Raw genomic sequence first — 21,468 nt, 5'->3', positions numbered from 1 at the left:
ATGATGTCGAGGCGCGGACGCTTTATCACCCTGGAAGGCGGCGAGGGCGTGGGCAAGTCCACCAACCTGGCCTGGGTCGCCGACCACCTGTCGGCCCGGGGCCTGGAGGTGGTGCGCACCCGGGAGCCGGGCGGCACCCCGCGGGCCGAGGCGATCCGGAGCCTGCTGCTCGACCCCGCCGACGAGGAGCCGCTCGACGTCGACGCCGAGCTGCTGCTGGTGTTCGCCGCCCGGGCCCAGCACCTGGCCCGGGTGGTGCGCCCGGCGCTGGAGCGCGGCGCCTGGGTGGTCTGCGATCGCTTCACCGATGCCACCTTCGCCTACCAGGGGGGCGGGCGCGGCATCGCCGCGGCGCGCATCGCCGAGCTCGAGGCCTTCGTGCAGCAGGGCCTCCAGCCCGACCTGACGCTGCTGCTCGACATGCCCATGGCGGCCGCCCAGCGCCGGCTGGAGGGGCGCCTGGACCGCGACGGCGGCGCCCGGGATCGCTTCGAGCGCGAGCGCGGCGCCTTCTTCGAGGCCGTGCGCCGAGCCTACCTGGCCCGGGCCGCCGAGGCGCCCCGGCGCATCGCCGTGGTCGATGCCGACCGCCCCCTGGCGCAGGTACAGGCCGAGTTGGCGCGGCGCCTCGACGCCTGCCTGGAGCGTTGGGGATGAGCGAACAGGCGCGTCCGCTGCCCTGGCTCGCGCCACGCTGGCGGGAGCTCGTGCGCCTGGCCGATGCCGGGCGCCTGCCCCATGCGCTGCTGTTCTCCGGCCCCCACGGTGTCGGCAAGGCCTCGCTGGCCGAGGCGCTGATCGCCCGCACCCTGTGCCAGGCGCCCGGCGAGGTCGCCTGCGGCACCTGCCATGCCTGCCAGATGCTGGCCGCCGGCTATCACCCTGACCTGCTGCGGGTGGCGCCGGAAGACGGCAAGCGCCAGATCCGCATCGGCCCGATCCGCGAGATCAACGCCTTCGTCTCCCAGACCGCCCAGCAGGGCGGCCATCGGGTGATCGTCATCTCGCCGGCCGAGGCCATGAACGTGGCGGCCTCCAACGCCCTGCTCAAGAGCCTCGAGGAGCCGGGCGGCCGCACGCTGTTCGTGCTGATCTCGGACATTCCCTCGCACCTGCTGCCGACCATCCGCTCCCGTTGCCAGCAATGGGGCCTGAGCGTGCCCGACGAGGCGGCCTGCCTCGACTGGCTGGCCGAGCGGCTCGGCGGGGAGGAGGACGCCCGCTTCTGGCTCAGGGCCGCCGGCGGCCTGCCGCTGCAGGCCCTGGAGCTGGCCGACCCCGAGGCCAGGGCGCTGCGCCAGCGGCTCCACGAGACCTTCGACGCCCTGGTGCGCGGCGCCGAGCCGGTGAGCGAGGCCGCGCGGCTCGATCGCCAGTCCCTGGACGCCATCCTGTGGTACGGTATCGCCTGGCTCGAGGACCTGATCCGGCTGGGGCTGTCCGGCGGCGCCGAGGCGCTGCGCAACCCGGACCTGCTGCCGCTGTATCGCCAGGCGGTCAAGAACGGCCGGGTCCGGGACTGGTTCCGTCTCCTGGACTATGCTCGCGAACAACGTCGCCTGCTGGCCGAGGGGGGCAACCCCAACCCGCAGCTGGTGCTCGAGGCCTGGCTGGTGCGCTGGTCGGCGCTGCTGCGCTCCTGACGCGCCCGCGAGATGGCCCGCGCCCCGGTCCGTCCCGGCTACCACCCGAGGAGATCCCCATGCCCGCACAGAAAGCCCTGTCCCTGACCATCCAGGATGTGCCCACGCTGCTCTCGGCCTACATGCCGCAGCTGGAGCGCGGCGGGATCTTCGTGCCGACCCGAGAGCGCTACGAGCTCGGCCAGGAGGTCTTCGTGCTGCTGACCCTGCCCGAGGGCAGCGAGCGGCTGCCGGTCACCGGACGGGTGGTCTGGGTGTCCCCGGAGGGCGTGGCCGGTCGCCGGGTGCCGGGGATCGGCATCCACTTCAGCGCCGAGGACCAGGGCGTGCGCGACCGCATCGAGGCGTTGCTGGCCGGCCAGCTCGACAAGGGCACCCCGACCTATACGCTCTGACGAGCTTCGAGCTTCGAGCTTCGAGCTTCGAGCTTCACTCTCTTTCCCCTGACCCGTAAATGCCGATGTTTGTCGATTCCCATTGCCATCTCGATCGCCTCGATCCCCGCACCCACGGCGGCGACGTCGCCGCCGCCCTGGACGCCGCCCGGGCCCGGGACGTGCGCCAGTTCCTGGCCATCGCCGTGACCCTGGAGGAGGTGCCGGGCATCGCCGCCCTGGCCCGCGACCACGACGACGTGGTGATCTCCGCCGGGGTGCACCCGCTCCACGAGGTGGCCGAGGAGCCCGACGTGGCGGCCATCAAGGAGTGCGCCGAGCGCTTCGAGGCGGTCGCCATCGGCGAGACCGGCCTGGATTACCACTACGACGGCGTGCCCCGGGCGGTGCAGCACGAGCGCTTCCGCCGCCACCTGATCGCCGCCGCCGAGCTCGAGCTGCCGGTGATCATCCATACCCGCGAGGCTCGGGAGGATACCCTGGCGCTGATCCGCGAGCATGTGGATCCGCGCGTGGGCGGCGTGCTGCACTGCTTCACCGAGGACCTGGACATGGCCCGGGAGGCGGTGGCCCACGGCTTTCACATCTCGCTGTCGGGCATCGTCACCTTCCGCAACGCGGCCTCGATCCGCGAGCTGGCCCGGGCCCTGCCGCTGGATCGCCTGCTGATCGAGACCGACAGCCCCTACCTGGCGCCGGTGCCCCATCGCGGCAAGCCCAACGAGCCGGCCTGGGTGGTCGAGGTCGCGGAATGCATCGCCGCCGAGCGGGGCATCAGCGTCGAGGAGGTGGCCATGCAGACCACCGCCAACTTCTATCGCCTGTTCAAGGCCGCCGCCCCCGAGGCGCCGGCCGAGGTCCGCGAGGCCCTGGTCCAGGCCGGGCTGGTCCGCTAGCGGCGGGGCGCCGCGAGGAGGTTCCCGAGATGCACCTGGATACGCTGTTGGCCGGCATCGAGCCCGAAGGCGAGATCCCGCCGGTGGACCGCTGGGCCCCCGAGCATGAGGGCGAGATCGACCTGACCATCGCCGCCGACGGGCGCTGGATCCACGAAGGCGGCCCGATCCGGCGCCCGCGCCTGGTGCGGTTGCTGTCCACCATCCTGCGCCGCGACGACGACGGCGAGTATTATCTGGTGACGCCGGCCGAGCGGCAGCGCATCCGGGTGGAGGATCGCCCCTTTCTGATCGTCGATGCCGAGCGGGACGACGCCGGCGACTGGTGGCTGACCACCAACGTCGGCGACCGGCTGCGCCTGGATGACCGCCACCGGCTGGCGGTCACGCCCACCCCCCGGGGCGAGGTCGTGCCCGAGGTGGCGGTGCGCTTCGGGCTGGCCGCCCGGCTGGGGCGCAACGTCTTCTATCGGCTGGTCGAGGCCGCCGAGCCCCGAGACGGCGAGCTCGGCCTGGTGAGCGGCGGCGCCTGGCAGCCGCTGGGTCGCCTGGACGATGAGGCGCCATGCGACTGACCGCCGAACAGCATGCCGTGGTCGGCCACGACGCCGGCCACGCCCGGGTCGCCGCCGTGGCCGGCGCCGGCAAGACCACCACCCTGGTGGCGCGGGTGCTGCACCTGCTCGAGCGGGGCGTGAAGCCCGGGCGCGTGCTGGTGCTGATGTTCAACCGCTCCGCCCGGGAGGACTTCCAGTCCCGCCTCGCCGCCACCGCCCCGGCGGGGCAGGCCCTGCCCGACGTGCGCACCTTCCACTCCCTGGGGCACCGCCTCACCCAGAGCCTGACCCGCTGGGGCGTGCTGGCGCCACGCCGCCTGCTGACCGCCGACTGGCAGCTGGAGCGGCTGCTGCGCCAGGCCACCCAGCAGGCCCTGGGCGAGGTGCCGGATGCCGGCGAGGCGGCCCTGGAGGCCGACAAGCTCGAGGCGCTGGCGCACTTCTGCGGCCTGGTGAAGGCGGAGATGGCCGAGCCCGCGGAACTCCATGCCCGGCTCGACTTCGGCGAGGACACCGGACACTTCGTCGCCGCCTTCGAGCACGCCGAGGCCCTGCTGGCCGACCAGGGGCTGATGACCTACGCGGACCTGCTCTATCGCCCGCTCGCGGCCCTGGAGGCCGATCCCGCCCTGCGCGCGCGGGTGCAGGGGTTCCTCGACCACGTCATCATCGACGAGTATCAGGACATCAACCCCGTCCAGCAGCGCCTGCTGGCCGTGCTGGCGGGGCGCGAGGCCGCGGTGATGGCGGTGGGCGATGCCAACCAGTGCATCTACGAGTGGCGCGGGGCCCGGCCCGACACCATGCTCGACGACTTCACCGCCACCTTCGGCGCCGCCCGGGACTACCCGCTGTCCACCACCTTCCGCCATGGCCATGCCCTGGCGCTGGCCGCCAACCACGCCATCGCCGCCAACCGCCGCCGCCCGGACCAGCTGTGCCTGGCCGCGCCGACCAATCCCGACACCCGGCTGGCGGTGGGGCAGGGCGGCCAGGGGCTGCTCGATGCCCTCGCCAGCTGGCAGGGGCAGGGCCGCCGCCTCGACGAGGCCTGCCTGCTGGTGCGCAGCTGGGCGCTGTCGGTGCCCCTGCAGCTGGGGCTGCTGCGCGAGGGGATCCCCTTCCGGCTATCCCGGGAGGACCGCTTCGTGTTCCGCCTGCCGCTGGTGGAGGCCCTGGCGGGCTATCTGATGCTGGCCCGGGACGCCGGCCTGCTGCAGGATCCCGGCCACCTGTCGACCCTGCTGGCCCAGCCCACGCCCTTCGTCGCCCGGGAGCGGCTGGCCGCGCTGGCCACCCGGCTGGCCGAGACCCAGCGCTGGCCGGAGCGCCACGACCCGCTGCTCGCCGCCCTCAAGCCCCACCAGCGGCGCACCCTCAAGCGCCGCTGGGCGCTGCTCTGCGAGCTGCCGCGGCTTGCCGGCTGGTCCCCGGCGCGGCTGCTCGAGCATGTCATCGAGGCCGTCGAGGCGGAGAAGGTGCTCAAGCGCGCGGCCGCGCGCCGCGACAAGGGCGAGGAGGACGTGCGGCTGCTCGACGTGCTGGTGGAGCAGGCCCGCCAGGCCGAGGGGCTCGACGCCTTCATCGAGCTGCTGCGCCGCCCGGTGGAGAACCGCGACGACGGCGTGCTGATCACCACCGTGCACGGCGCCAAGGGCCTGGAGTGGCCGCTGGTGGTGCTGGGCGGGGTCAACGAGGAGGACTTCCCGCACTACACCCGCGACAATCCGCTGACGCCACCGCGGCTCGAGGAGGAGCGGCGGCTGTTCTACGTGGCCATCACCCGGGCCCGGGAACGCCTGGTGATGCTGCACGACGGCGGCGACCATCGGCCCAGCCGCTTCCTGGCCGAGACCGCCTGGGAGGACGGCCAGCGGGTGGCCGAGCGCCTGGCCGCCGGCGACGAGACGCCGCTGCGGGTCGCCCGGCCGGCGCTGGTGCGCCGCTACCTGGCGGCCCTGGGGCGGTCGCTGCCGGTGGAGGCCGGCGAGGCGAGCCCTGCAACCGCCGCCGACTATCGGGTCGGCCAGCGGCTGACCCATGCGGTCTTCGGCGAGGGCGAGATCCGCGTGGTGGAGGGCGACCCGGCCAATCCCGTAATCGAGGTCGGCTTCGGCCAGGCCGGCCGCCGGCGGCTGATCGCCCGCCGGGCCCCCATCGAACTGCTGGAAGGAGAAGGCCGATGAACGAGGTGCTGATCGAGGCCGCCGCGCTGCGCCGCGAGCTGGACGGCGAGGCCCCGCCCCGGGTGCTGGACTGCCGGGCGCGGCTGGGCGACCCCGATGCCGGCGACCGGCTGTGGCGCGAGGGCCATGTGCCGGGCAGCCATCACCTGGACCTGGACCGTGACCTGGCCGGGCCGCCGGGAGAGGGCGGCCGGCATCCGTTGCCGGAGCCGGCGGCCTTCGCCGCCACGCTCCGCCGCCTGGGCCTCGACCCCGCGCGGCCGGTGGTGGTCTATGACGACATGGGCGGGCAGCTGGCCGCGGCCCGAGCCTGGTGGATGCTCGCCCGCTGGGCCGGCCACCCGGACGTGCGCGTGCTCGATGGCGGCCTGCGCGCCTGGCAGGACGCCGGCGGGGCGCTGCCGCTGGGGCGCGAGCCCCTGCCCGCGGCGAGCGACTGGAGGCCGGCATTTCGCGGCGAGGACCTCGCCGACGCCCGGGAGGTGTTCTCCGGCCGAGCCCTTAAGGTGGATGCTCGGGCCCGGGCGCGCTTCCGCGGCGAGAGCGAGCCGGTGGATCCGGTGGCGGGGCACATTCCCGGGGCGGTGTGCCGGCCGAGCGCCGACAATCTCGACGCGCACGGCCGCTTCAAGGCCCCCGAGCGGCTGGACGCGGAGCTGCCCCACGGCGAGTCGCCGATCGCCTATTGCGGCTCGGGCGTCACCGCCTGTCACGACATCCTCGCCTACGCCGTCGCTGGCCGGCCCCTGCCGCGGCTCTACCCCGGCTCCTGGAGCGAGTGGATCCGCGACCCGGCCCGCCCCGTCGCCACCGGCGACTGAGCCGGGCTGTGCCCGGACTCCGTTCGGGAGCAGGAAGAACGCCGCTTCGAGCCTGGAAGCTTGAAGCTGGAAGAGAAAACGCCCCGCAGGCCGAGGCCTGCGGGGCGTTTCTGTTTATGCTGGCTTCGAGCTTCGAGCTTCGAGCTTCGAGCTTCGAGCTTCGAGCTAAGCTTCCTGGCATCGCCCGTAGCCCGTAGCCCGAGCTTACATATTGGGATAGTTCGGTCCCCCCCCACCTTCCGGCGCTACCCAGGTGATGTTCTGGGCCGGATCCTTGATGTCGCAGGTCTTGCAGTGCACGCAGTTCTGGAAGTTGATCTGGAACTGCGGCTTGCCCTGATCGTCCTCGACCACCTCGTAGACCCCGGCCGGGCAGTAACGGCTGGCCGGCTCGGCGTACTCGGGCAGGTTGTCGCGGATCGGCAGCTCCGGGTCGGCCAGCTTCAGGTGGCAGGGCTGATCCTCCTCGTGGTTGGTGTTGGACAGGAACACCGAGGAGGGCTTGTCGAAGGACAGCTTGCCGTCCGGCTTGGGGTAGTCGATCTTCTCGCACTCGGACGCCTTCTTGAGGGTGGCATGGTCCGGCACGCTGTCGTGCAGGGTCGGCAGCTTGCCGCCCACCAGCTGGTCGAGGAAGTTGTAGGCGCCGCCGACCACGGTGCCGTACTTGTGGATCGCCGGGCCGAAGCTGCGGGTCTCGTCGAGTTCCCGATAGGCCCAGCTGGCCTGCCACCTGTCCTCGAAGGCGGTCAGGTCGGCGCCGCCCTCGTCGCCGGCGGCCAGCGCCTCGAACACGCTCTCGGCGGCCACCATGCCGGACTTCATGGCGGTGTGCAGGCCCTTGATCTTGGCGAAGTTCAGGGTGCCGGCGTCGCAGCCGATCAGCAGGCCGCCGGGGAAGGTCATCTTCGGCAGGCAGTTGAGCCCGCCCTTGGCGATGGCCCGGGCGCCGTAGGCGACCCGCGAGCCGCCCTCCAGGTGGCGGGCCAGCACCGGATGGTGCTTCATGCGCTGGAACTCGTCGAAGGGCGACAGCCAGGGGTTCTGGTAGGACAGGTCCATGATCAGCCCGACCACCGCCTGCTGGTTGTCGGTGTGGTAGAGGAACCAGCCGCCATGGGTGTGCTTGTCCAGCGGCCAGCCGGAGCCGTGCAGCACCAGGCCGGGCTCGTGCTGGTCGGCCGGGATATCCCACAGCTCCTTCAGGCCGATGCCGTAGTGCTGGGGATCCTTGCCCGCGTCGAGTTCGAAGTCGCGGATCAGGCGCTTGCCGATATGGCCCCGGGCGCCCTCGGCGAACAGGGTGTAGCGGGCGCGCAGCTCCATCCCCGGCATGTGGCCGTCCTTGGGCTGGCCGTCGGCGCCCACGCCCATGTCGCCGATCAGGATGCCCTTGACCACCTCGTCCTCGATGATCGCCTCCTGTGCGGCGAAGCCGGGAAAGACCTCCACGCCGAGCGCCTCGGCCTGCTCGGCCAGCCAGCGGCACAGGTTGCCGGCGCTGATCACGTAGCGGGTGATGTCGCCGCCGGTGTTGTGCATGGTCTTGGGCACCAAGGCATTGGGCAGCTTGCGGGCCTTCTCGGCGTCCTGAAGCAGGTAGAGCTCGTCGCGGGTGGCCGGCGTGGTCAGGGGCGCGCCGCGTTCCTGCCAGTCGGGGAACAGCTCCTGCAGGGCGCGGGGCTCGAAGACCGCCCCGGAGAGGATATGCGCGCCCACCTCGGAGCCCTTCTCGACCACGCACACGGTGAGCTCCCGCTCGGCCTCGTTGGCCTGCTGCATCAGCCGGCAGGCCGCGGCGAGGCCGGAGGGCCCGGCACCGACGATCACCACGTCGAATTCCATGCTGTCGCGCTCGATTTGTTCTGTCATAGGTCTGTCTCCTCCCGCCGCGACGTCGTTCGGCCCCGGGGTACCACCAACGTCGAAAGGTTTTAAAACGGTCGTTTGCTTCTAGGCATGTCTCATGATAGGCATAATAGCCGCAAAGGGTCACCCCTTACGATGGGCGCAGCCCCGTGAGGAGGGATTCCCGGCATGGCGGGGATTGTTGCCGCAGGTCGGGCTGTGGCACATTGAAAGCGTTTTCCGGTGCGGGCCTATCAAACGCTTGCATGAAACGCATAAAAGCATGCCGGTCGGTTCTATGAAGGCGGTCGTCGCGTCCCGGCGGCGTGATGCCGGCCTCCATTACCCACGGTTCCGAGACTGAACCAAGCGAGGGCAATATGAAGGTACTCGTCGCGGTCAAACGCGTCATCGACTACAACGTCAAGATCCGGGTCAAGCCGGATCACTCCGACGTCGACCTCACCAACGTCAAGATGGCCATGAACCCCTTCTGCGAGATCGCCGTGGAGGAAGCGGTGCGCCTCAAGGAGCGGGGCGTGGCCAGCGAGATCGTCGCGGTGACCGTCGGCCCCAAGGCCGCACAGGAGCAGCTGCGCACCGCGCTGGCGCTGGGCGCCGATCGCGCCATCCACGTCCAGACCGACGAGCGCGTCGAGTCGCTGGGCGCCGCCAAGGCGCTGGCCAAGGTGGTCGAGGACGAGCAGCCGGAGCTGACCATCCTCGGCAAGCAGGCCATCGACACCGACAACAACCAGACCGGCCAGATGCTCGCCGCCCTGACCGGCCGGCCCCAGGGCACCTTCGCCTCCGAGGTCGCGGTCGAGGACGGCACGCTCAAGGTGACCCGCGAGATCGACGGCGGCCTGCAGACCGTATCGCTTGCCCTGCCGGCCATCGTCACCACCGACCTGCGCCTCAACGAGCCGCGCTACGCCAAGCTGCCCGACATCATGAAGGCCAAGAAGAAGCCGCTGGACACCAAGACCCCGGAGGAGCTGGGCGTCGAGGTGGCCAGCCGGCTCAAGCTGGTCAGCGTCGAGCCGCCGGCCGAGCGCCAGGGCGGCGTCAAGGTGGGCTCGGTCGATGAGCTCGTGGACAAACTCAAGAACGAAGCCAAGGTGATCTCATGAGCATTCTGGTCCTTGCCGAACATCACGACGGTCAGCTGGCCGGCGCCACCGCCCATGTGGTCGCCGCGGCCCGGGAAATCGGCGGCGACATCGACGTGCTGGTGGCGGGCGAGAACGTCGTTGCCATCGCCGAGGCGGCCGCCAAGCTCGAGGGGGTGAGCAAGGTGCGCGTCGCCGACGCCGCCGTCTATGCCCATCAGCTGGCCGAGCCCATGGGCGACCTGCTGGCCGGCCTGGCCGATGCCTACGGCCACGTGCTGGCGGCGGCCTCCACCCATGGCAAGAACGTCATGCCGCGGCTGGCCGCCCTCAAGGACGTCAGCCAGATCTCCGAGATCATCGCCGTGGAGAGCGCCGACACCTTCAAGCGCCCGATCTACGCCGGCAACGCCATCGCCACGGTGCAGAGCGAGGAAGCGCTCAAGGTGATCACCGTGCGCGCCACCGCCTTCGAGGCCGTGGCCGAGACCGGCGGCGCCGATATCGAGGCCGTGGAGGCCGGCGCCGACAACGCCCTGTCGTCCTTCGTCGACGAGCAGCTCGAGCAGAGCGACCGCCCGGAGCTGGGCGCCGCCAAGGTGGTCGTCTCCGGCGGCCGCGGCATGGGCAGCGGCGAGAACTTCCAGCTGCTCGACGGCATCGCCGACAAGCTGGGCGCGGCCATCGGCGCCTCCCGCGCCGCGGTGGATGCCGGCTTCGTGCCCAACGACATGCAGGTCGGCCAGACCGGCAAGATCGTCGCCCCTGAGCTGTACATCGCCGTGGGCATCTCGGGTGCCATCCAGCACCTGGCGGGGATGAAGGACTCCAAGGTGATCGTGGCGATCAACAAGGACGAGGAGGCGCCGATCTTCCAGGTCGCGGACTATGGCCTGGTCGCCGATCTCTTCGAGGCGCTGCCGGAGCTGGAGCAGAAGCTCTAAGCCAGCGGAGCAGGGCGCGACCTTACCGGTCGCGCTCTCGACAGCCACCGGTCTCGTCGCCGATCCCTTCGAGGCGCCGCCGGAGCTCGAGAGCAAGCTCCAAGTGGCGGCGTGGCGATCGAGCCGTCGGCGCCGTGTCAGGCGACGGGCCGGCCCCGGGAGGGGTCGGCCCGTTGTCATCGGGGCGCGGGCATCGTCCGGCGGGCCGTGTCGCCCTTCCCGGGGCGCTATCGGCGTCCCCGGCCGCCCAGCAGGCGGCGCGCCGCCTGCCAGGGCGTCGCCGCGCGGGTTGGGGCGGCCAGCCGGGCGATGGCCTCCTTGAGCGGCGCCTGAATGGCCTCGAGATGGTGCTCGCACAGCCGGCGATTCAGGGCCGCGGGGCACTGGGCCAGCAGTAGCCCGCAGTGATAGATGGCGCTGTCAAGCGCCTGCGCCACCTCCTCGAAGGGCGCCGCCTCCCGTCGGCAGCGTTTCAGCTCCCCGGACAGCATCTCGATCAGCCGGGCATCCAGCCAGCAGGGGCCGGCATCGTCCTGCCGGCCGCTCTCTAGCGTCCCCCGGATGGCCTGGAAGGACACATGCAGGAAGGTGCAGGTGTAATACAGCCGTGAGCGTTCCGCCTTCATGTGCATCGCAGTTTTTGGTGAGAATGTGTCGCATTCTTGTGCAGGGGCCGCGACCTGTCAAGGCGGAGCGGGCCGGATGCGCCAAGCATTGATAATTATTCTTGTTACAGGTAGCGTACTTCGCGTTTCGAGCACCTTTCGGGAGAAGCCTGTGCCTCATCCACACCCCTGGCTCCGTCGTGGCCTCGCCGGGCTGTCGCTGGTGCTGGCCACCGCGGCGATGGCCGAACCGACGCTTCGCGGGGAGACCCTCGACGCCCAGCGTACCCAGGCCGAGCTGCAGGCGCGCATCGATGCCGCCGACGAGGCGGTGCGCGACAAGCTGCAGGCGCTGCGCGAGGCGCGGGAAGCCGCGCGCCGCCTGACGACCTACAACGCCGAGCTGGCGCCGCTGGTGGAGCGCCAGGGCGAGACGCTGGCGAGTCGCCGCGAGGCGCTCGACACCCTGTCCGAGACCCGTGAGGCGCTGCCGGGGCTGATGCGCGGCATGGTCGAGCGGCTGCGCGCCTGGGTGGAAGCCGATATGCCTTTCCTGCGCGACGAGCGCCTGGCCCGGGTGGAGGGCCTGGAGCGGCTGCTGAGCGATCCCGAGCTCGGGGCCGCCGACAAGCTGGAGCGGGTGCTGGCCGCCTGGCGCGCCGAACTCGACTACGGCCGTGGGCTGGATGCCTGGCGCGGCGAGCTGGACGGCGACACGCCCCGTGAGGTGGATTTCCTGCGCCTCGGCCGGGTGGGTTGGTATTACCTGACCCCCGACGGGCATCGCGGCGGCGTCTGGCAGGCCGATGTCGACGCCTGGCGCCCGCTGGCGGAGCCGGCCCTGGCCGAGGTCCGCAAGGGGCTGGCGATCGCCCGCGAGCAGCGCGCCCCCGCGCTGCTGGACCTGCCCGTCTCGCAACCCCGGGAGGATGCCCGATGATCCGTCACCTGACCCTGTGCGCCGCCCTGGCGGGCACGCTGCTGGCGGGCCTGCCGGCGCCGTCCCAGGCCCAGGAGGCGCCTCTCGAGACCCTGCGCGCCGAGCGCGAGGCCGCCGAGGCCCGGGATCGGGCGCGCCTGGCCGAGCTGGTCGACGACGAACAGGCCCTCGACGCCGCGCTCGCCCAGGCCCGCGCCGAGCGCGACGCGGCACGGCAGCGCCGCGAGGAACTGGAAGATCGCCAGCAGGCGCAGGCCGAGGCCCTCGCGGCGCTGCAGGCCCGCCGCCGGGAGCAGGGCGGCGACCTGGACGCCGTGTTCGACGAGGTGGCCGGCCTCAGCGGCGAGCTGCGCGACGACCTCGCCGGGAGCTGGCTGACCCTGGGCGCCGAGGCGGCGCTGCCGCCGCGCCTGGAGGCCGACGGCATCCTGCGGGCCGAGCAGCTCTCGACCCTGGCCGACAGCCTGATGGGGCTGAGCGCCGAGACGGCCCGGGTGGTCGCGCTGGAGGCGCCGGTGGCCGGCGCCGAGGGCGAGGTCGCCGAGCGCCCGGTGGTACGCCTGGGCGACCTGCTGGCGGCCAGCGACGGCCGCCTGCTGGAGCGCCGCGGCGACCAGGGGCGCCTGGCGGTGCTGCCGCATACCCCCGAGGCGGTCGCCGAGCGGCTGCGCGCCTTCCAGGCCGGCGAGGGCGACACGGTCGCCTTCGACCCCGCCGACGGCCGGGTGCTCGAGGCCCTGGCCCGCCAGCCGAGCCTCTGGGAGCGCTTCCGCCAGGGCGGTGCCGTGGGCTATGTGGTGGTGGCCCTGGGCGTCGGGGGGCTGCTGGTGGCCCTGGGGCAGTACCTCTACCTGTTGCGGGTCACCGCGACCCTGCGTCGCCAGCTCGCCGACCTCGGCCGGCTGCGCGACGACAATCCCCTGGGCCGGGTGCTGCAACGCTTCCATGCCCTGGGCGCCGACCATGCCCCCGAGGCCCTGGAGGCCCGGCTCGACGAGGCACTGCTGGCCGAGCAGCCGCGCCTGGAGCGCGGCCAGGGGCTGGTCAAGATGCTCGCCGCGGTGGCGCCGCTGCTGGGGCTGCTGGGGACCGTGACCGGCATGATCGTGACCTTCCAGTCGATCACGGTGTTCGGCACCGGCGACCCGCAGCTGATGGCCGGCGGCATCAGCCAGGCGCTGGTCACCACGGTGCTCGGCCTGATCACCGCCGTGCCGCTGCTGTTCGCCCAGACGGCGCTGTCCAGCCGCAGCCGGGCGCTGGTCGGCACCCTGGAGGGCCATGCCAGCGCCGCCCTGGCCGACACCCTGGAGGCCGCCCGCACGCCCGCCTCGACCCAGGCTCCGCGCCATGCCGATGCCCTGGCTTGATCCGCTGGCCTGGCTCGTCGAGGCCGGCGGCCCGGTGCTGCTGGTCATCGTCGCCGTGGCCGTGCTGCTGTTCTCGCTGGGCCTGGAGCGCTGGTGGTTCTTCCGCTTCCACTATCGTCCGGCGCGCCGGGCGCTGGTGGCGCGCTGGGTGGCCCGGAACGACCATGCCAGCTGGAGCGCGTTGACCCTGCGCGAGGTCTGGACCCGGGAGCTGATCGCCCGTCTGCGCGCGCCCTTGCCGTGGTTGAAGCTGCTGGTGGTGGTCTGCCCGCTGTTCGGCCTGCTGGGCACCGTCACCGGCATGATCACGGTGTTCGACAGCCTCTCGGTCACCGCCGTCAACCAGGCGCGAGCCATGGCCGACGGGGTGGCGCGTGCCACCCTGCCGACGCTCAGCGGCATGGCGGTCTCGGTGGTGGGGCTGTTGTTCGTCGCCCGTCTCGAACACATCATCCGGCGCGAGGATCAGCGGCTGCACGACCGCCTGGCCCGCGCCGCGGAGGACGCCCATGCGTAGACGTCGACTGGCCACCGCCGGCGAGGAGACCAGCGAGGTCAACCTGACCCCGATGCTGGACGTGGTCTTCATCATGCTGATCTTCTTCATCGTCACCACCAGCTTCATCAAGGAGAGCGGGGTGGAGATCGAGCGCCCCGAGTCCAGCGCGGCGACCCCGCGCCCGGACGTCCAGGTGCTGGTGGCGATCACCCCCGAGGGCGCCGTCTGGGTCGACGGCGAGCCGGTGGACCTGCACCGGGTCGGTCCGCGGGTGGCGAGCCTGGTCAGCGACGACGGCTCGGTGGTCATCCAGGCCGACCGTGAGGCCGCCACCGGGGTGCTGATCGAGGTGATGGACCGGCTGCGCGAGGCCGACGTCGAGCAGGTGGCCGTGGCCGCCCAGCGGAGCGGCGCCTGATGCGCCTGCCGATCTCGCTGGTCGCCGGCACGGCGCTGGCGCTGGGGCTGTTCTGGCTGCTGGCGCTGCTGGTCGCACCCCCGGAGGCGGAACCGGAGCCCCGCCAGGAGCTGACCATGGCGCTGGCCGAGGTGCCCGCCGAGCCGGCCCCGGAGCCCGTGCCGGCGGCAGCCGCGCCCCCGCCGCCGCCCAGCGCCCCCACGCCGCCGCCCGAGCCGGCGCCGGCCCCGTCGGTAGACAGCGCCATCGCCCTGCCGGAGCCGGAGCTGCCGCCCATGGACATGCCCGAGGTGCCCCTCGACGAGACCCTGCCGGACCTCGTCGAGACGCCGCCGGACCCCGAACCCGAGCCGCGCCCGGACCCCGAGCCGACGCCCGAGCCGGCCCCGGAGCCGAGCCCCGAGCCGGCGCCCGAACCCGCCGCGGCGCCGGCGGCCTCCGCCGAGCCGGTGTCCCGGGAGCCGGTGGACGTGGGGCGCTCCGCCCAGGCGACCCGCCGCGTGCCGCCCGAATACCCGTCCCGCGCCCGTCGCCGGGGGCTGGAGGGCCACGTGGTGGTGCAGTTCATCATCGCCTCGGATGGCCGGGTCGAGCCGGGCAGCATCGAGGTCGTCGAGGCGAGCCCGCGCGGCGTCTTCGACCGGGTCGCCCGCCGCGCCATCGCCGACTGGCAGTTCGTGGCGGCCGAGGGTCGCCGCCGGGCGCGCCAGCGCCTGGAGTTTCAGCTGAGGTGAATGCCATGCGTCGACGCACTCGACTGGCCGGCCTGCTGGCCGGAGCCTGGCTGGGCCTGGCGGGCCCGCTGCAGGCCGCGCCGTCCCTGCCGGGCGGCATCATTCGCGACCTGGAGGCGCTGGAGCGCCAGCTGCAGGCCGGGCAGGGCGAGGCGGTCCGTGATCGGGCCCTGGCCCAGGCCGGGCGACTGGCCGGGGGCAACGCCGCCGATCGCTGGGCGCGGGCCCTCTACCTGCAGCTGGCCGCCGGTGCCGAGGCGCGGCGCGGGGACCCTGCCGCCGCCGCCGAGCACCTGGCCGAAGCTCGGCACATCGAGGGCATCGACCGCGACCAGGCCGATCGCTGGCAGCGCCAGGAGGCCGGGCTGCGCGGCCGGGCCGGTCAGGCCGAGCGGGCGCGGGCCTTGCTGGGCGACTGGCTGAGCCGTCACCGAGGCGAGCCCGAGGATCACTGGCGGATGGCGCAGTGGCTGGCCGAGGCGACGGACTGGGAGGCCGCGGCGCACTGGGTCGAGCGTGCCCTGGCGGCCGGCGGCGATCCGCAGGGCGCCCGGGCCCGGTTCGCCGCCGGCGTGCTGCAGCGCGCCGGCCAGACGGCCGAGGCCCTGGGGTTGATCGAGCGTCGGCTGGAAGGCGCCGGTGACGATCCCGCCGCCTGGCGACGGGCCGCGGGCCTGGCCCAGCGGCTCGGCGATCCCGGCCGGGCGGCGGCCATCTGGGAGGCCGGCTGGCATCGCGGCGTGCTCGGCGGCGCCGAGGACCTCGAGCAGCGCATCCGCCTGCACCTGGCCGGCGGCACCCCGGCCCGGGCCGCCGAGCTGCTCGCCGAGGCCCTGGAGGAGGGTAGGCTCGCCGATGATCTCGCCAACCGCCGGCTGCTTGCCCGGGCCTGGCAGGCGGCGCGGGATCGCGACCGGGCGCTGGCCGCCTGGGAGGTCGTGGCGGAGCGGGGCGGCCAGGGCGAGGACTGGCTACGGCTGGGCCGGCTGGCCCATGGCTGGGGCGAGTGGCGGCTCGCCGAGCGGGCCCTGTCGCGGGCCCTGACGCTCGGCGAGCGGGCGGCCGAGGCCTGGCTGGCCAGCCTGCCGGGGCAGGAAGGCCGCGGCGTGGCCGGTGAGGCCGGCGCCGCCGAGGGGAATCAGTCGTCCAGTTCGGTCCACACCGGGGCGTGATCCGAGGGCTTCTCCATGCCCCGCAGCGCATAGTCGATCCCGGCCTCGCGGACCCGCGCGGCCAGCGGCTCGGTCACCAGGATGTAGTCGATGCGCAGGCCGCGCTTGGGGTCGCGGTCGAAGCCCCGGGAGCGGTAGTCGAACCAGCTGAAACGATCGCTGACCTCCGGATGGCAGAGCCGATAGCTGTCGGTCAGCCCCCAGGCCTTGATGCCCTCGAGCCACTCGCGTTCCACCGGCTGGAAGCTGGTCTTGCCCTCCCGCAGCCAGCGCTTGCGGTTGGCCTCGCCGATGCCGATGTCGATGTCCTCGGGTGAGATGTTGAAGTCGCCCATGATCGCCAGGCGCTCCTCCGGGGAGTGCCGTTCGTCGAGCAGCCGTGACAGCTGGGCGTAGAAGGCCCGCTTGTGGGGAAACTTCACCGGGTGGTCGACGTTCTCGCCCTGGGGGAAGTAGCCGTTCCACACCGTCAGCGGCTCGCCGTCGGCACCGCGCAGGCGCACCCCGATCCAGCGCCGCTGGGCGTCCTCGCCGTCGTCGGGGAAGCCGCGGTAGACCGCCTCCGGCTCGTCGCGGCACAGCAGCGCCACGCCGTAGTGGCCCTTCTGGCCGTGGAAGTAGACGTGATAGCCCATGGCCTCCACCGCGGCCAACGGGAACTCGCTGTCCTGGACCTTGGTCTCCTGCAGGCCGATCACCGCCGGGCGGTGCGCCTCGATCAGCGTCTCGAGCTGGTGGAGGCGGGCGCGTATGCCGTTGATGTTGAATGACACCAGGCGCATCGGTCAGTCGTCCTTGTCGTCGTGGCGGTCGGGGTGGATGGCGATCGGCTGGCCGGCCTCCTGGCGGGCCTGCTTGCGGGCCGCCTGCAGCTTGCGCTGCTGGCGCTTCTTCTGCGAGTAGCGGGTCGACGAGGTCACCTGGTCGGGATTCTCGTGGCGCCACTTCTTGTAGTCCTTGCGCCGGCCGGTGCGGATGGTCACCTTGTCGGCCAGCGAGCGGGTCTTCTTCTTGCGTGTCATGACGCAGGCTCCTTGGGCAATGCCGGACATTCTACCAGCCCGGCGGCCCCGGCTTCGACTGCGAGCGCGCCCTCGGCGCGCGAGACTGGTACAATGGCCGTTTGCGTCACGCATTCATCCATCTATCGACGCTTTCCATCCACCCCATGGACGAGACAGCACAGCCTATGAGCGAGTCGGAACAGACCACAGCACCGGCCAAGACCGAGAACCGCAAGCCCAAGCGTCGCCGCCGCAAGCCGCGCCGTCGTCAGTCGAACTGGGATCTGCGCCAGTTCCAGGTCCCCGCCGTGGCGGGCAAGTGGCGCTTCCACGACTTCGATCTGCCGCTGCCGCTGATGCGCGCCATTCACGCCCAGGGGTTCGAGTACTGCACGCCGATCCAGGCCGAGGCCCTGACGCACACCCTGCTGGGCGGCGACGTGGTGGGCAAGGCCCAGACCGGCACCGGCAAGACCGCCGCCTTTTTGATCTCCATCCTCGCCTACTTCCTCGAGGAAGAGGCCCCGGACGGCCAGAAACCCGGCGCCCCGCGGGCGCTGATCGTGGCGCCGACTCGCGAGCTGGCCCTGCAGATCGAGAAGGACGCCAAGGCGCTGGCCCGCTTCACCCAGCTCAACGTGGCCAGCGTGGTCGGCGGGATGGACTACCAGAAACAGCTCGAGGGGCTGGGCAAGACGCTGGATATCCTGGTCGCCACCCCGGGGCGCCTGCTGGACTTCCACCAGAAGCGTGACGTGGATCTCACCCAGGTCGAGGTGCTGGTGCTCGACGAGGCGGACCGCATGCTGTCCATGGGCTTCATCCCCGACGTCAAGCGCATCATCCGTCACACGCCGAAGAAGGAGGAGCGCCAGACCTTCCTGTTCTCGGCCACCTTCACCGAGGACATCCTCAACCTGGCCAGCCAGTGGACCCAGTCCCCGGCCCACGTGGACATCGAGGTCACCGTCGACAACGCCGCCGACATCGATCAGCGGGTCTACCTGGTCAGCGACGAGGACAAGCAGCGCCTGCTGGTCAATCTCCTGCAGCAGGAGAGCTTCGAGCGGGTGATGGTGTTCGGCAACCGCCGTGACCTGGTGCGCAAGCTCGACGAGCTGCTCGGCAAGGCCGGCATCAACGCTGCCATGCTGTCCGGCGACGTGCCCCAGAACCAGCGCATCCGCACCCTGGAGCGCTTCCGCGAGGGCGAGATCCAGGTGCTGGTGGCCACCGACGTGGCCGGCCGCGGCATCCACATCGAGGATGTCAGCCACGTGATCAACTACACCCTGCCCGAGGATCCGGAGGACTATGTCCACCGCATCGGCCGCACCGGCCGCGCCGGCGCCAAGGGCACCTCGATCAGCTTCGTGGGCGAGGAGGACGCCTTCTCGCTGCCCGAGATCGAGCGTTTCATCAACGACAAGCTGCCCTGCGAGCATCCGCCCGAGGGGCTGCTTTAACGGCAGCTGTAAGCTATAAGCTGTAAGCCTGAAGTAGAGGGCTTGCAGCTTTGGCGGAGCCGCCCATGGAGCCAGGTTGGGCTCAGCTGGAATGTTTTTCTCTTACAGCTTACGGCTTAAGGCTTACAGCTAGGACGGATATGCTTGACGAGGCCCTGAAGGGCGAGATCCAGGGCGCCTACCGCCGGGTCCTCGAGGGGCTCGAGCTGACGCCCCGCTACGGCCAGCGGCTGATGATCGCCGAGATCGCCCGCACCCTGGCGGGCATCGAGACCGACGAGGCCGGCCGGCGCACCAGCGACGAGCACGTCTGCGTGCTCGAGGCCGGCACCGGCACCGGCAAGACCCTGGCCTACCTGCTGGCCGCGCTGCCGGTGGCCAAGGCTCGCGGCAAGCGCCTGGTGGTGGCCACCGCCACCGTGGCCCTGCAGGAGCAGGTATTGCACCAGGACCTGCCGGCCCTCAAGGCCCACAGCGGCCTGGCCTTCGACTACGCCCTGGCCAAGGGGCGGGGCCGATACGTCTGCGTGGCGCGCCTCGACCAGGCCATGGACGGCGGCGAGGACAATCCCACCCTGTCGCTCTTCGAGCAGGCACTCGACAGCGGCGGCGACGACTTCCAGAAGCTCGTCCAGTCGCTGGGCGAGGCCTACGGCAACGGCCGCTGGGCCGGCGACCGCGACAGCTGGCCCGAGGCCATCGACGACGCCCACTGGCGCAAGCTCACCGTCGACCATCGCCAGTGCACCAATCGCCGCTGCGGCCATTTCGGCGCCTGCGCCTTCTTCCGTGCCCGCCGCGACCTGGACAGCGCCGACGTCATCGTCGCCAACCACGACCTGGTGCTGGCCGACCTGGCCCTGGGCGGCGGCGTGGTGCTGCCGGACCCCGGCGACTGCCTCTACGTCTTCGACGAGGGCCACCACCTGCCGGACAAGGCGCTCAACCACTTCACCCACCGCTTCGCCGTGGGCGGCGCCCTGCGCTGGCTGCGCACCCTCAAGAAGTCGCTCACCGAGCTCAACCAGGCGCTGGCCGTGCAGCCCACCCTGGCCCGGCTGCTGGCGAGCCTGCCCCAGCTCTTCGAGGCGGTGGAGCCGCGGCTCGGCGAGGCCTTCGCCCTGGGCCACCAGCTCGCCGGCCGCCCGGAAGGCCTGGGCGACGGCGAGGACGGCGCCCAGCATCGCTTCGAGGGGGGGCGGGTGCCGGACGCCCTGCGCGAGCAGGCCGACGGCCTGGTGACGCTGTTCGCCGAGCTGTCGCGGACGATGGAGTCGATGGCCGACATCCTCCGCGAGAGCCTGGATCCCGAGAAGTCCACCGGCCTGCCGCGCGAACAGGCCGAGCCCTGGCTGCCGCTGGTGGCGCTGCTGCACGGCCGGGCGCTGGAGGCCCACGCCCTGTGGCAGGCCTTCGCCGAGGCCGACCCCGAAGGCGAGCCGCCCCGGGCCCGCTGGCTGACCCTGGAGCGCTTCGGCGGCGAGCCGGAGCTGACCTTCTCGGCGAGCCCGGTGTCCGCCGCCCACACCCTGGCGAAGTCGCTATGGGGGCGCTGCCATGGCGCCGTGGTGACCTCGGCGACCCTCACCGCCCTGGGCCGCTTCGAGCGCCTGCAGGAACGCGCCGGCCTGGCCAACCGCTACCGCTATCAGCGCCTGCCGAGCCCCTTCGACTATTCCCGGGCGGTGCTCAGCGTGCCCCGCGAGGCGGCGGATCCCGCCGACCGCGAGGGCCACGAGCGGGCCATCGTCGACTTCGTCGAGGCCCTGGGCGAGGACGAGGCGGTGCTGGCGCTGTTCTCCTCCCGAGCCCAGCTGCGCGCCGTGGAGCGGGCGCTCTCCGACGACACCCGCAAGCGCGTGCTGGCCCAGGACCGGATGCCCAAGCGCGAGCTGGTGGAGCGCCACCGCGCCCGGGTCGACGCGGGGCAGGGCAGCATCCTGTTCGGCCTGGCGAGCTTCGCCGAGGGCATCGACCTGCCCGGCGACTACCTGACCCATGTGGTCATCACCCGGCTGCCCTTCGCAGTGCCCGACGATCCGGTGGGGGCGACCCTGGCCGAGTGGATCGAGCAGCAGGGCGGCAACCCCTTCATGCGCATCAGCGTCCCCGACGCCTCCATCAAGCTGGTCCAGGCCTGCGGCAGGCTGATCCGCAAGGAGGCCGACCGCGGGCGCATCACCCTGCTGGATCGGCGCGTGCTCACTCGCCGCTACGGCCGTGCCCTGATCGATGCCCTGCCGCCCTTCGTCCGCGAGATCGACGGGGTGGTGCAGGGCGGCTAGGATGCGGTCATGTCACCGTCCGGCCTCGCGCGGGGCCCGCGATAAGGAGAGTCGCCATGTATGTTGCCCTGAAATGGGATCACAAGATCGGAGCCCACTTCGTCGCCTGGATCGTCGTGGAGTGTGCCGAGCTGGGGGAGGCGTTTGGCCTGCCCCAGGCCCTGCCGCCGCGTCGCGACGTGGCCTACTTCGTCGATCCCGAGACCGCCGAGCGGGATGCCAAGGCCTTCGCCCGCTACAAGAACGGCGAGTCGGCGGTCGTGCCGCACCAGGAATACAGCCCCTACCTCTCCGCACACCATGGCTATTGCCACTATGCCTGGGATCATGACTACCTCGCCGAGCTGGTCCGGCATGCCGTCCTCTACTGGGAGGACGGCCGGCACGTCAAGGACGCGCCGGTGCGTGATGATCTGGCGTATTTCGTGTGCCCCGAGGCCTCGGAATCGGACAGCCGCTTCTTCGTGCAGTATCGCCTGGGACTGTTGAGCGACGATGTCGCCTGAGCGGTCTCCGAGCTTCGGTCGAGGGCGGGCCTCGGCGGCGCGCCAGGCCGTCGTCCCGCGGGAGGCG

General features: G+C 72.1%; 22 protein-coding genes. 18 read left to right on the top strand and 4 right to left on the bottom strand.

Features of this window, described 5'->3' with window-relative positions; all coding sequences use genetic code 11:
- The first annotated feature begins 3 nt into the window (after positions 1–3).
- The 7 genes from tmk to QC818_RS15770 all read left to right on the top strand — a co-directional run bounded on the left by tmk (position 4) and on the right by QC818_RS15770 (position 6,498).
- The gene (gene tmk / locus QC818_RS15800) at positions 4–657 is read left to right on the top strand and encodes a dTMP kinase (protein WP_309653822.1); all 654 of its coding nucleotides are present in this window, start codon (positions 4–6) and stop codon (positions 655–657) included.
- Complete coding sequence (locus QC818_RS15795; RefSeq protein ID WP_309653821.1) at positions 654–1,643, top strand: DNA polymerase III subunit delta'; 990 nt, start codon at positions 654–656, stop codon at positions 1,641–1,643. The genes tmk and QC818_RS15795 overlap by 4 nt, the downstream gene beginning before the upstream one ends.
- Positions 1,644–1,702: 59 nt before the next feature.
- Positions 1,703–2,038 (top strand): PilZ domain-containing protein, encoded by a 336-nt coding sequence (locus QC818_RS15790; RefSeq protein ID WP_309653820.1) that lies wholly within the window; start codon positions 1,703–1,705, stop codon positions 2,036–2,038.
- A 65-nt stretch (positions 2,039–2,103) separates the two neighbouring features.
- The gene (locus QC818_RS15785; RefSeq protein WP_309653852.1) at positions 2,104–2,934 is read left to right on the top strand and encodes a TatD family hydrolase; all 831 of its coding nucleotides are present in this window, start codon (positions 2,104–2,106) and stop codon (positions 2,932–2,934) included.
- Positions 2,935–2,963: 29 nt separating this feature from the next.
- Positions 2,964–3,509, top strand: coding sequence for a DUF1285 domain-containing protein (locus tag QC818_RS15780; RefSeq protein ID WP_309653819.1), 546 nt, complete (start codon positions 2,964–2,966; stop codon positions 3,507–3,509).
- Positions 3,500–5,677 carry an ATP-dependent helicase gene (locus tag QC818_RS15775; protein WP_309653818.1) on the top strand — a complete coding sequence of 726 codons (2,178 nt, stop codon included), beginning with the start codon at positions 3,500–3,502 and terminating at the stop codon, positions 5,675–5,677. The genes QC818_RS15780 and QC818_RS15775 overlap by 10 nt, the downstream gene beginning before the upstream one ends.
- Positions 5,674–6,498, top strand: a complete 825-nt coding sequence (locus QC818_RS15770) for a sulfurtransferase (protein ID WP_309653817.1) — start codon at positions 5,674–5,676, stop codon at positions 6,496–6,498. Before QC818_RS15775 ends, QC818_RS15770 begins: the two co-directional genes overlap by 4 nt.
- Positions 6,499–6,702: 204 nt before the next feature.
- On the opposite strand, the gene QC818_RS15765 is transcribed toward QC818_RS15770, so the two are convergent.
- Entirely contained in the window at positions 6,703–8,370 is a 1,668-nt protein-coding gene (locus QC818_RS15765) for an electron transfer flavoprotein-ubiquinone oxidoreductase (RefSeq protein ID WP_309653816.1), read from the bottom strand.
- A gap of 356 nt (positions 8,371–8,726) precedes the next feature.
- Here QC818_RS15765 and QC818_RS15760 point away from each other — a divergent pair, with 356 nt between their 5' ends.
- Both QC818_RS15760 and QC818_RS15755 read left to right on the top strand, forming a co-directional pair.
- On the top strand, positions 8,727–9,479 hold the full coding sequence (locus QC818_RS15760; protein ID WP_309653815.1) for an electron transfer flavoprotein subunit beta/FixA family protein: 753 nt from the start codon (positions 8,727–8,729) through the stop codon (positions 9,477–9,479).
- On the top strand, positions 9,476–10,402 hold the full coding sequence (locus QC818_RS15755) for an electron transfer flavoprotein subunit alpha/FixB family protein (protein WP_309653814.1): 927 nt from the start codon (positions 9,476–9,478) through the stop codon (positions 10,400–10,402). The genes QC818_RS15760 and QC818_RS15755 overlap by 4 nt, the downstream gene beginning before the upstream one ends.
- A 227-nt stretch (positions 10,403–10,629) precedes the next feature.
- On the opposite strand, the gene QC818_RS15750 is transcribed toward QC818_RS15755, so the two are convergent.
- Positions 10,630–11,028: a hypothetical protein gene (locus QC818_RS15750; RefSeq protein ID WP_309653813.1), complete on the bottom strand. Its 399-nt coding sequence runs from the start codon at positions 11,026–11,028 to the stop codon at positions 10,630–10,632.
- Positions 11,029–11,179: 151 nt separating this feature from the next.
- Between QC818_RS15750 and QC818_RS15745 the strand changes: the two genes are divergently transcribed.
- From QC818_RS15745 to QC818_RS15720, 6 genes are read left to right on the top strand one after another with little or no spacing between them, the layout of a single operon-like run.
- Positions 11,180–11,947, top strand: a complete 768-nt coding sequence (locus QC818_RS15745; RefSeq protein ID WP_309653812.1) for a DUF3450 domain-containing protein — start codon at positions 11,180–11,182, stop codon at positions 11,945–11,947.
- The gene (locus QC818_RS15740; RefSeq protein WP_309653811.1) at positions 11,944–13,317 is read left to right on the top strand and encodes a MotA/TolQ/ExbB proton channel family protein; all 1,374 of its coding nucleotides are present in this window, start codon (positions 11,944–11,946) and stop codon (positions 13,315–13,317) included. The genes QC818_RS15745 and QC818_RS15740 overlap by 4 nt, the downstream gene beginning before the upstream one ends.
- Entirely contained in the window at positions 13,298–13,834 is a 537-nt protein-coding gene (locus QC818_RS15735; RefSeq protein ID WP_309653810.1) for a MotA/TolQ/ExbB proton channel family protein, read from the top strand. Before QC818_RS15740 ends, QC818_RS15735 begins: the two co-directional genes overlap by 20 nt.
- Positions 13,827–14,234, top strand: a complete 408-nt coding sequence (locus QC818_RS15730) for an ExbD/TolR family protein (RefSeq protein ID WP_309653809.1) — start codon at positions 13,827–13,829, stop codon at positions 14,232–14,234. The genes QC818_RS15735 and QC818_RS15730 overlap by 8 nt, the downstream gene beginning before the upstream one ends.
- Entirely contained in the window at positions 14,234–14,968 is a 735-nt protein-coding gene (locus QC818_RS15725; RefSeq protein ID WP_309653808.1) for an energy transducer TonB, read from the top strand. The genes QC818_RS15730 and QC818_RS15725 overlap by 1 nt, the downstream gene beginning before the upstream one ends.
- A 5-nt stretch (positions 14,969–14,973) precedes the next feature.
- A complete protein-coding gene (locus tag QC818_RS15720; protein ID WP_309653807.1) occupies positions 14,974–16,140 on the top strand; it encodes a hypothetical protein in 1,167 nt (388 codons plus the stop codon).
- Here QC818_RS15720 and xthA read toward each other — a convergent pair.
- The gene (gene xthA / locus QC818_RS15715; protein WP_309653806.1) at positions 16,107–16,922 is read right to left on the bottom strand and encodes an exodeoxyribonuclease III; all 816 of its coding nucleotides are present in this window, start codon (positions 16,920–16,922) and stop codon (positions 16,107–16,109) included. The genes QC818_RS15720 and xthA overlap by 34 nt on opposite strands.
- A gap of 3 nt (positions 16,923–16,925) precedes the next feature.
- A complete protein-coding gene (locus QC818_RS15710) occupies positions 16,926–17,162 on the bottom strand; it encodes a hypothetical protein (protein WP_309653805.1) in 237 nt (78 codons plus the stop codon).
- A gap of 167 nt (positions 17,163–17,329) precedes the next feature.
- Here QC818_RS15710 and rhlB point away from each other — a divergent pair, with 167 nt between their 5' ends.
- The 3 genes from rhlB (at position 17,330) to QC818_RS15695 (ending at position 21,401) form a co-directional block, all read left to right on the top strand.
- On the top strand, positions 17,330–18,610 hold the full coding sequence (gene rhlB, locus QC818_RS15705) for an ATP-dependent RNA helicase RhlB (RefSeq protein ID WP_309653804.1): 1,281 nt from the start codon (positions 17,330–17,332) through the stop codon (positions 18,608–18,610).
- Positions 18,611–18,750: 140 nt separating this feature from the next.
- Positions 18,751–20,895 carry an ATP-dependent DNA helicase DinG gene (gene dinG / locus QC818_RS15700; protein ID WP_309653803.1) on the top strand — a complete coding sequence of 715 codons (2,145 nt, stop codon included), beginning with the start codon at positions 18,751–18,753 and terminating at the stop codon, positions 20,893–20,895.
- A gap of 56 nt (positions 20,896–20,951) precedes the next feature.
- Positions 20,952–21,401 (top strand): hypothetical protein, encoded by a 450-nt coding sequence (locus tag QC818_RS15695; RefSeq protein WP_309653802.1) that lies wholly within the window; start codon positions 20,952–20,954, stop codon positions 21,399–21,401.
- The last annotated feature ends 67 nt before the right edge of the window (positions 21,402–21,468 follow it).

Source organism: Halomonas koreensis, from assembly GCF_031451675.1.
In the GTDB taxonomy this organism is placed as follows: Bacteria; Pseudomonadota; Gammaproteobacteria; order Pseudomonadales; family Halomonadaceae; genus Halomonas; species Halomonas koreensis.
This window is presented reverse-complemented; position numbering and strand designations above follow the sequence as displayed.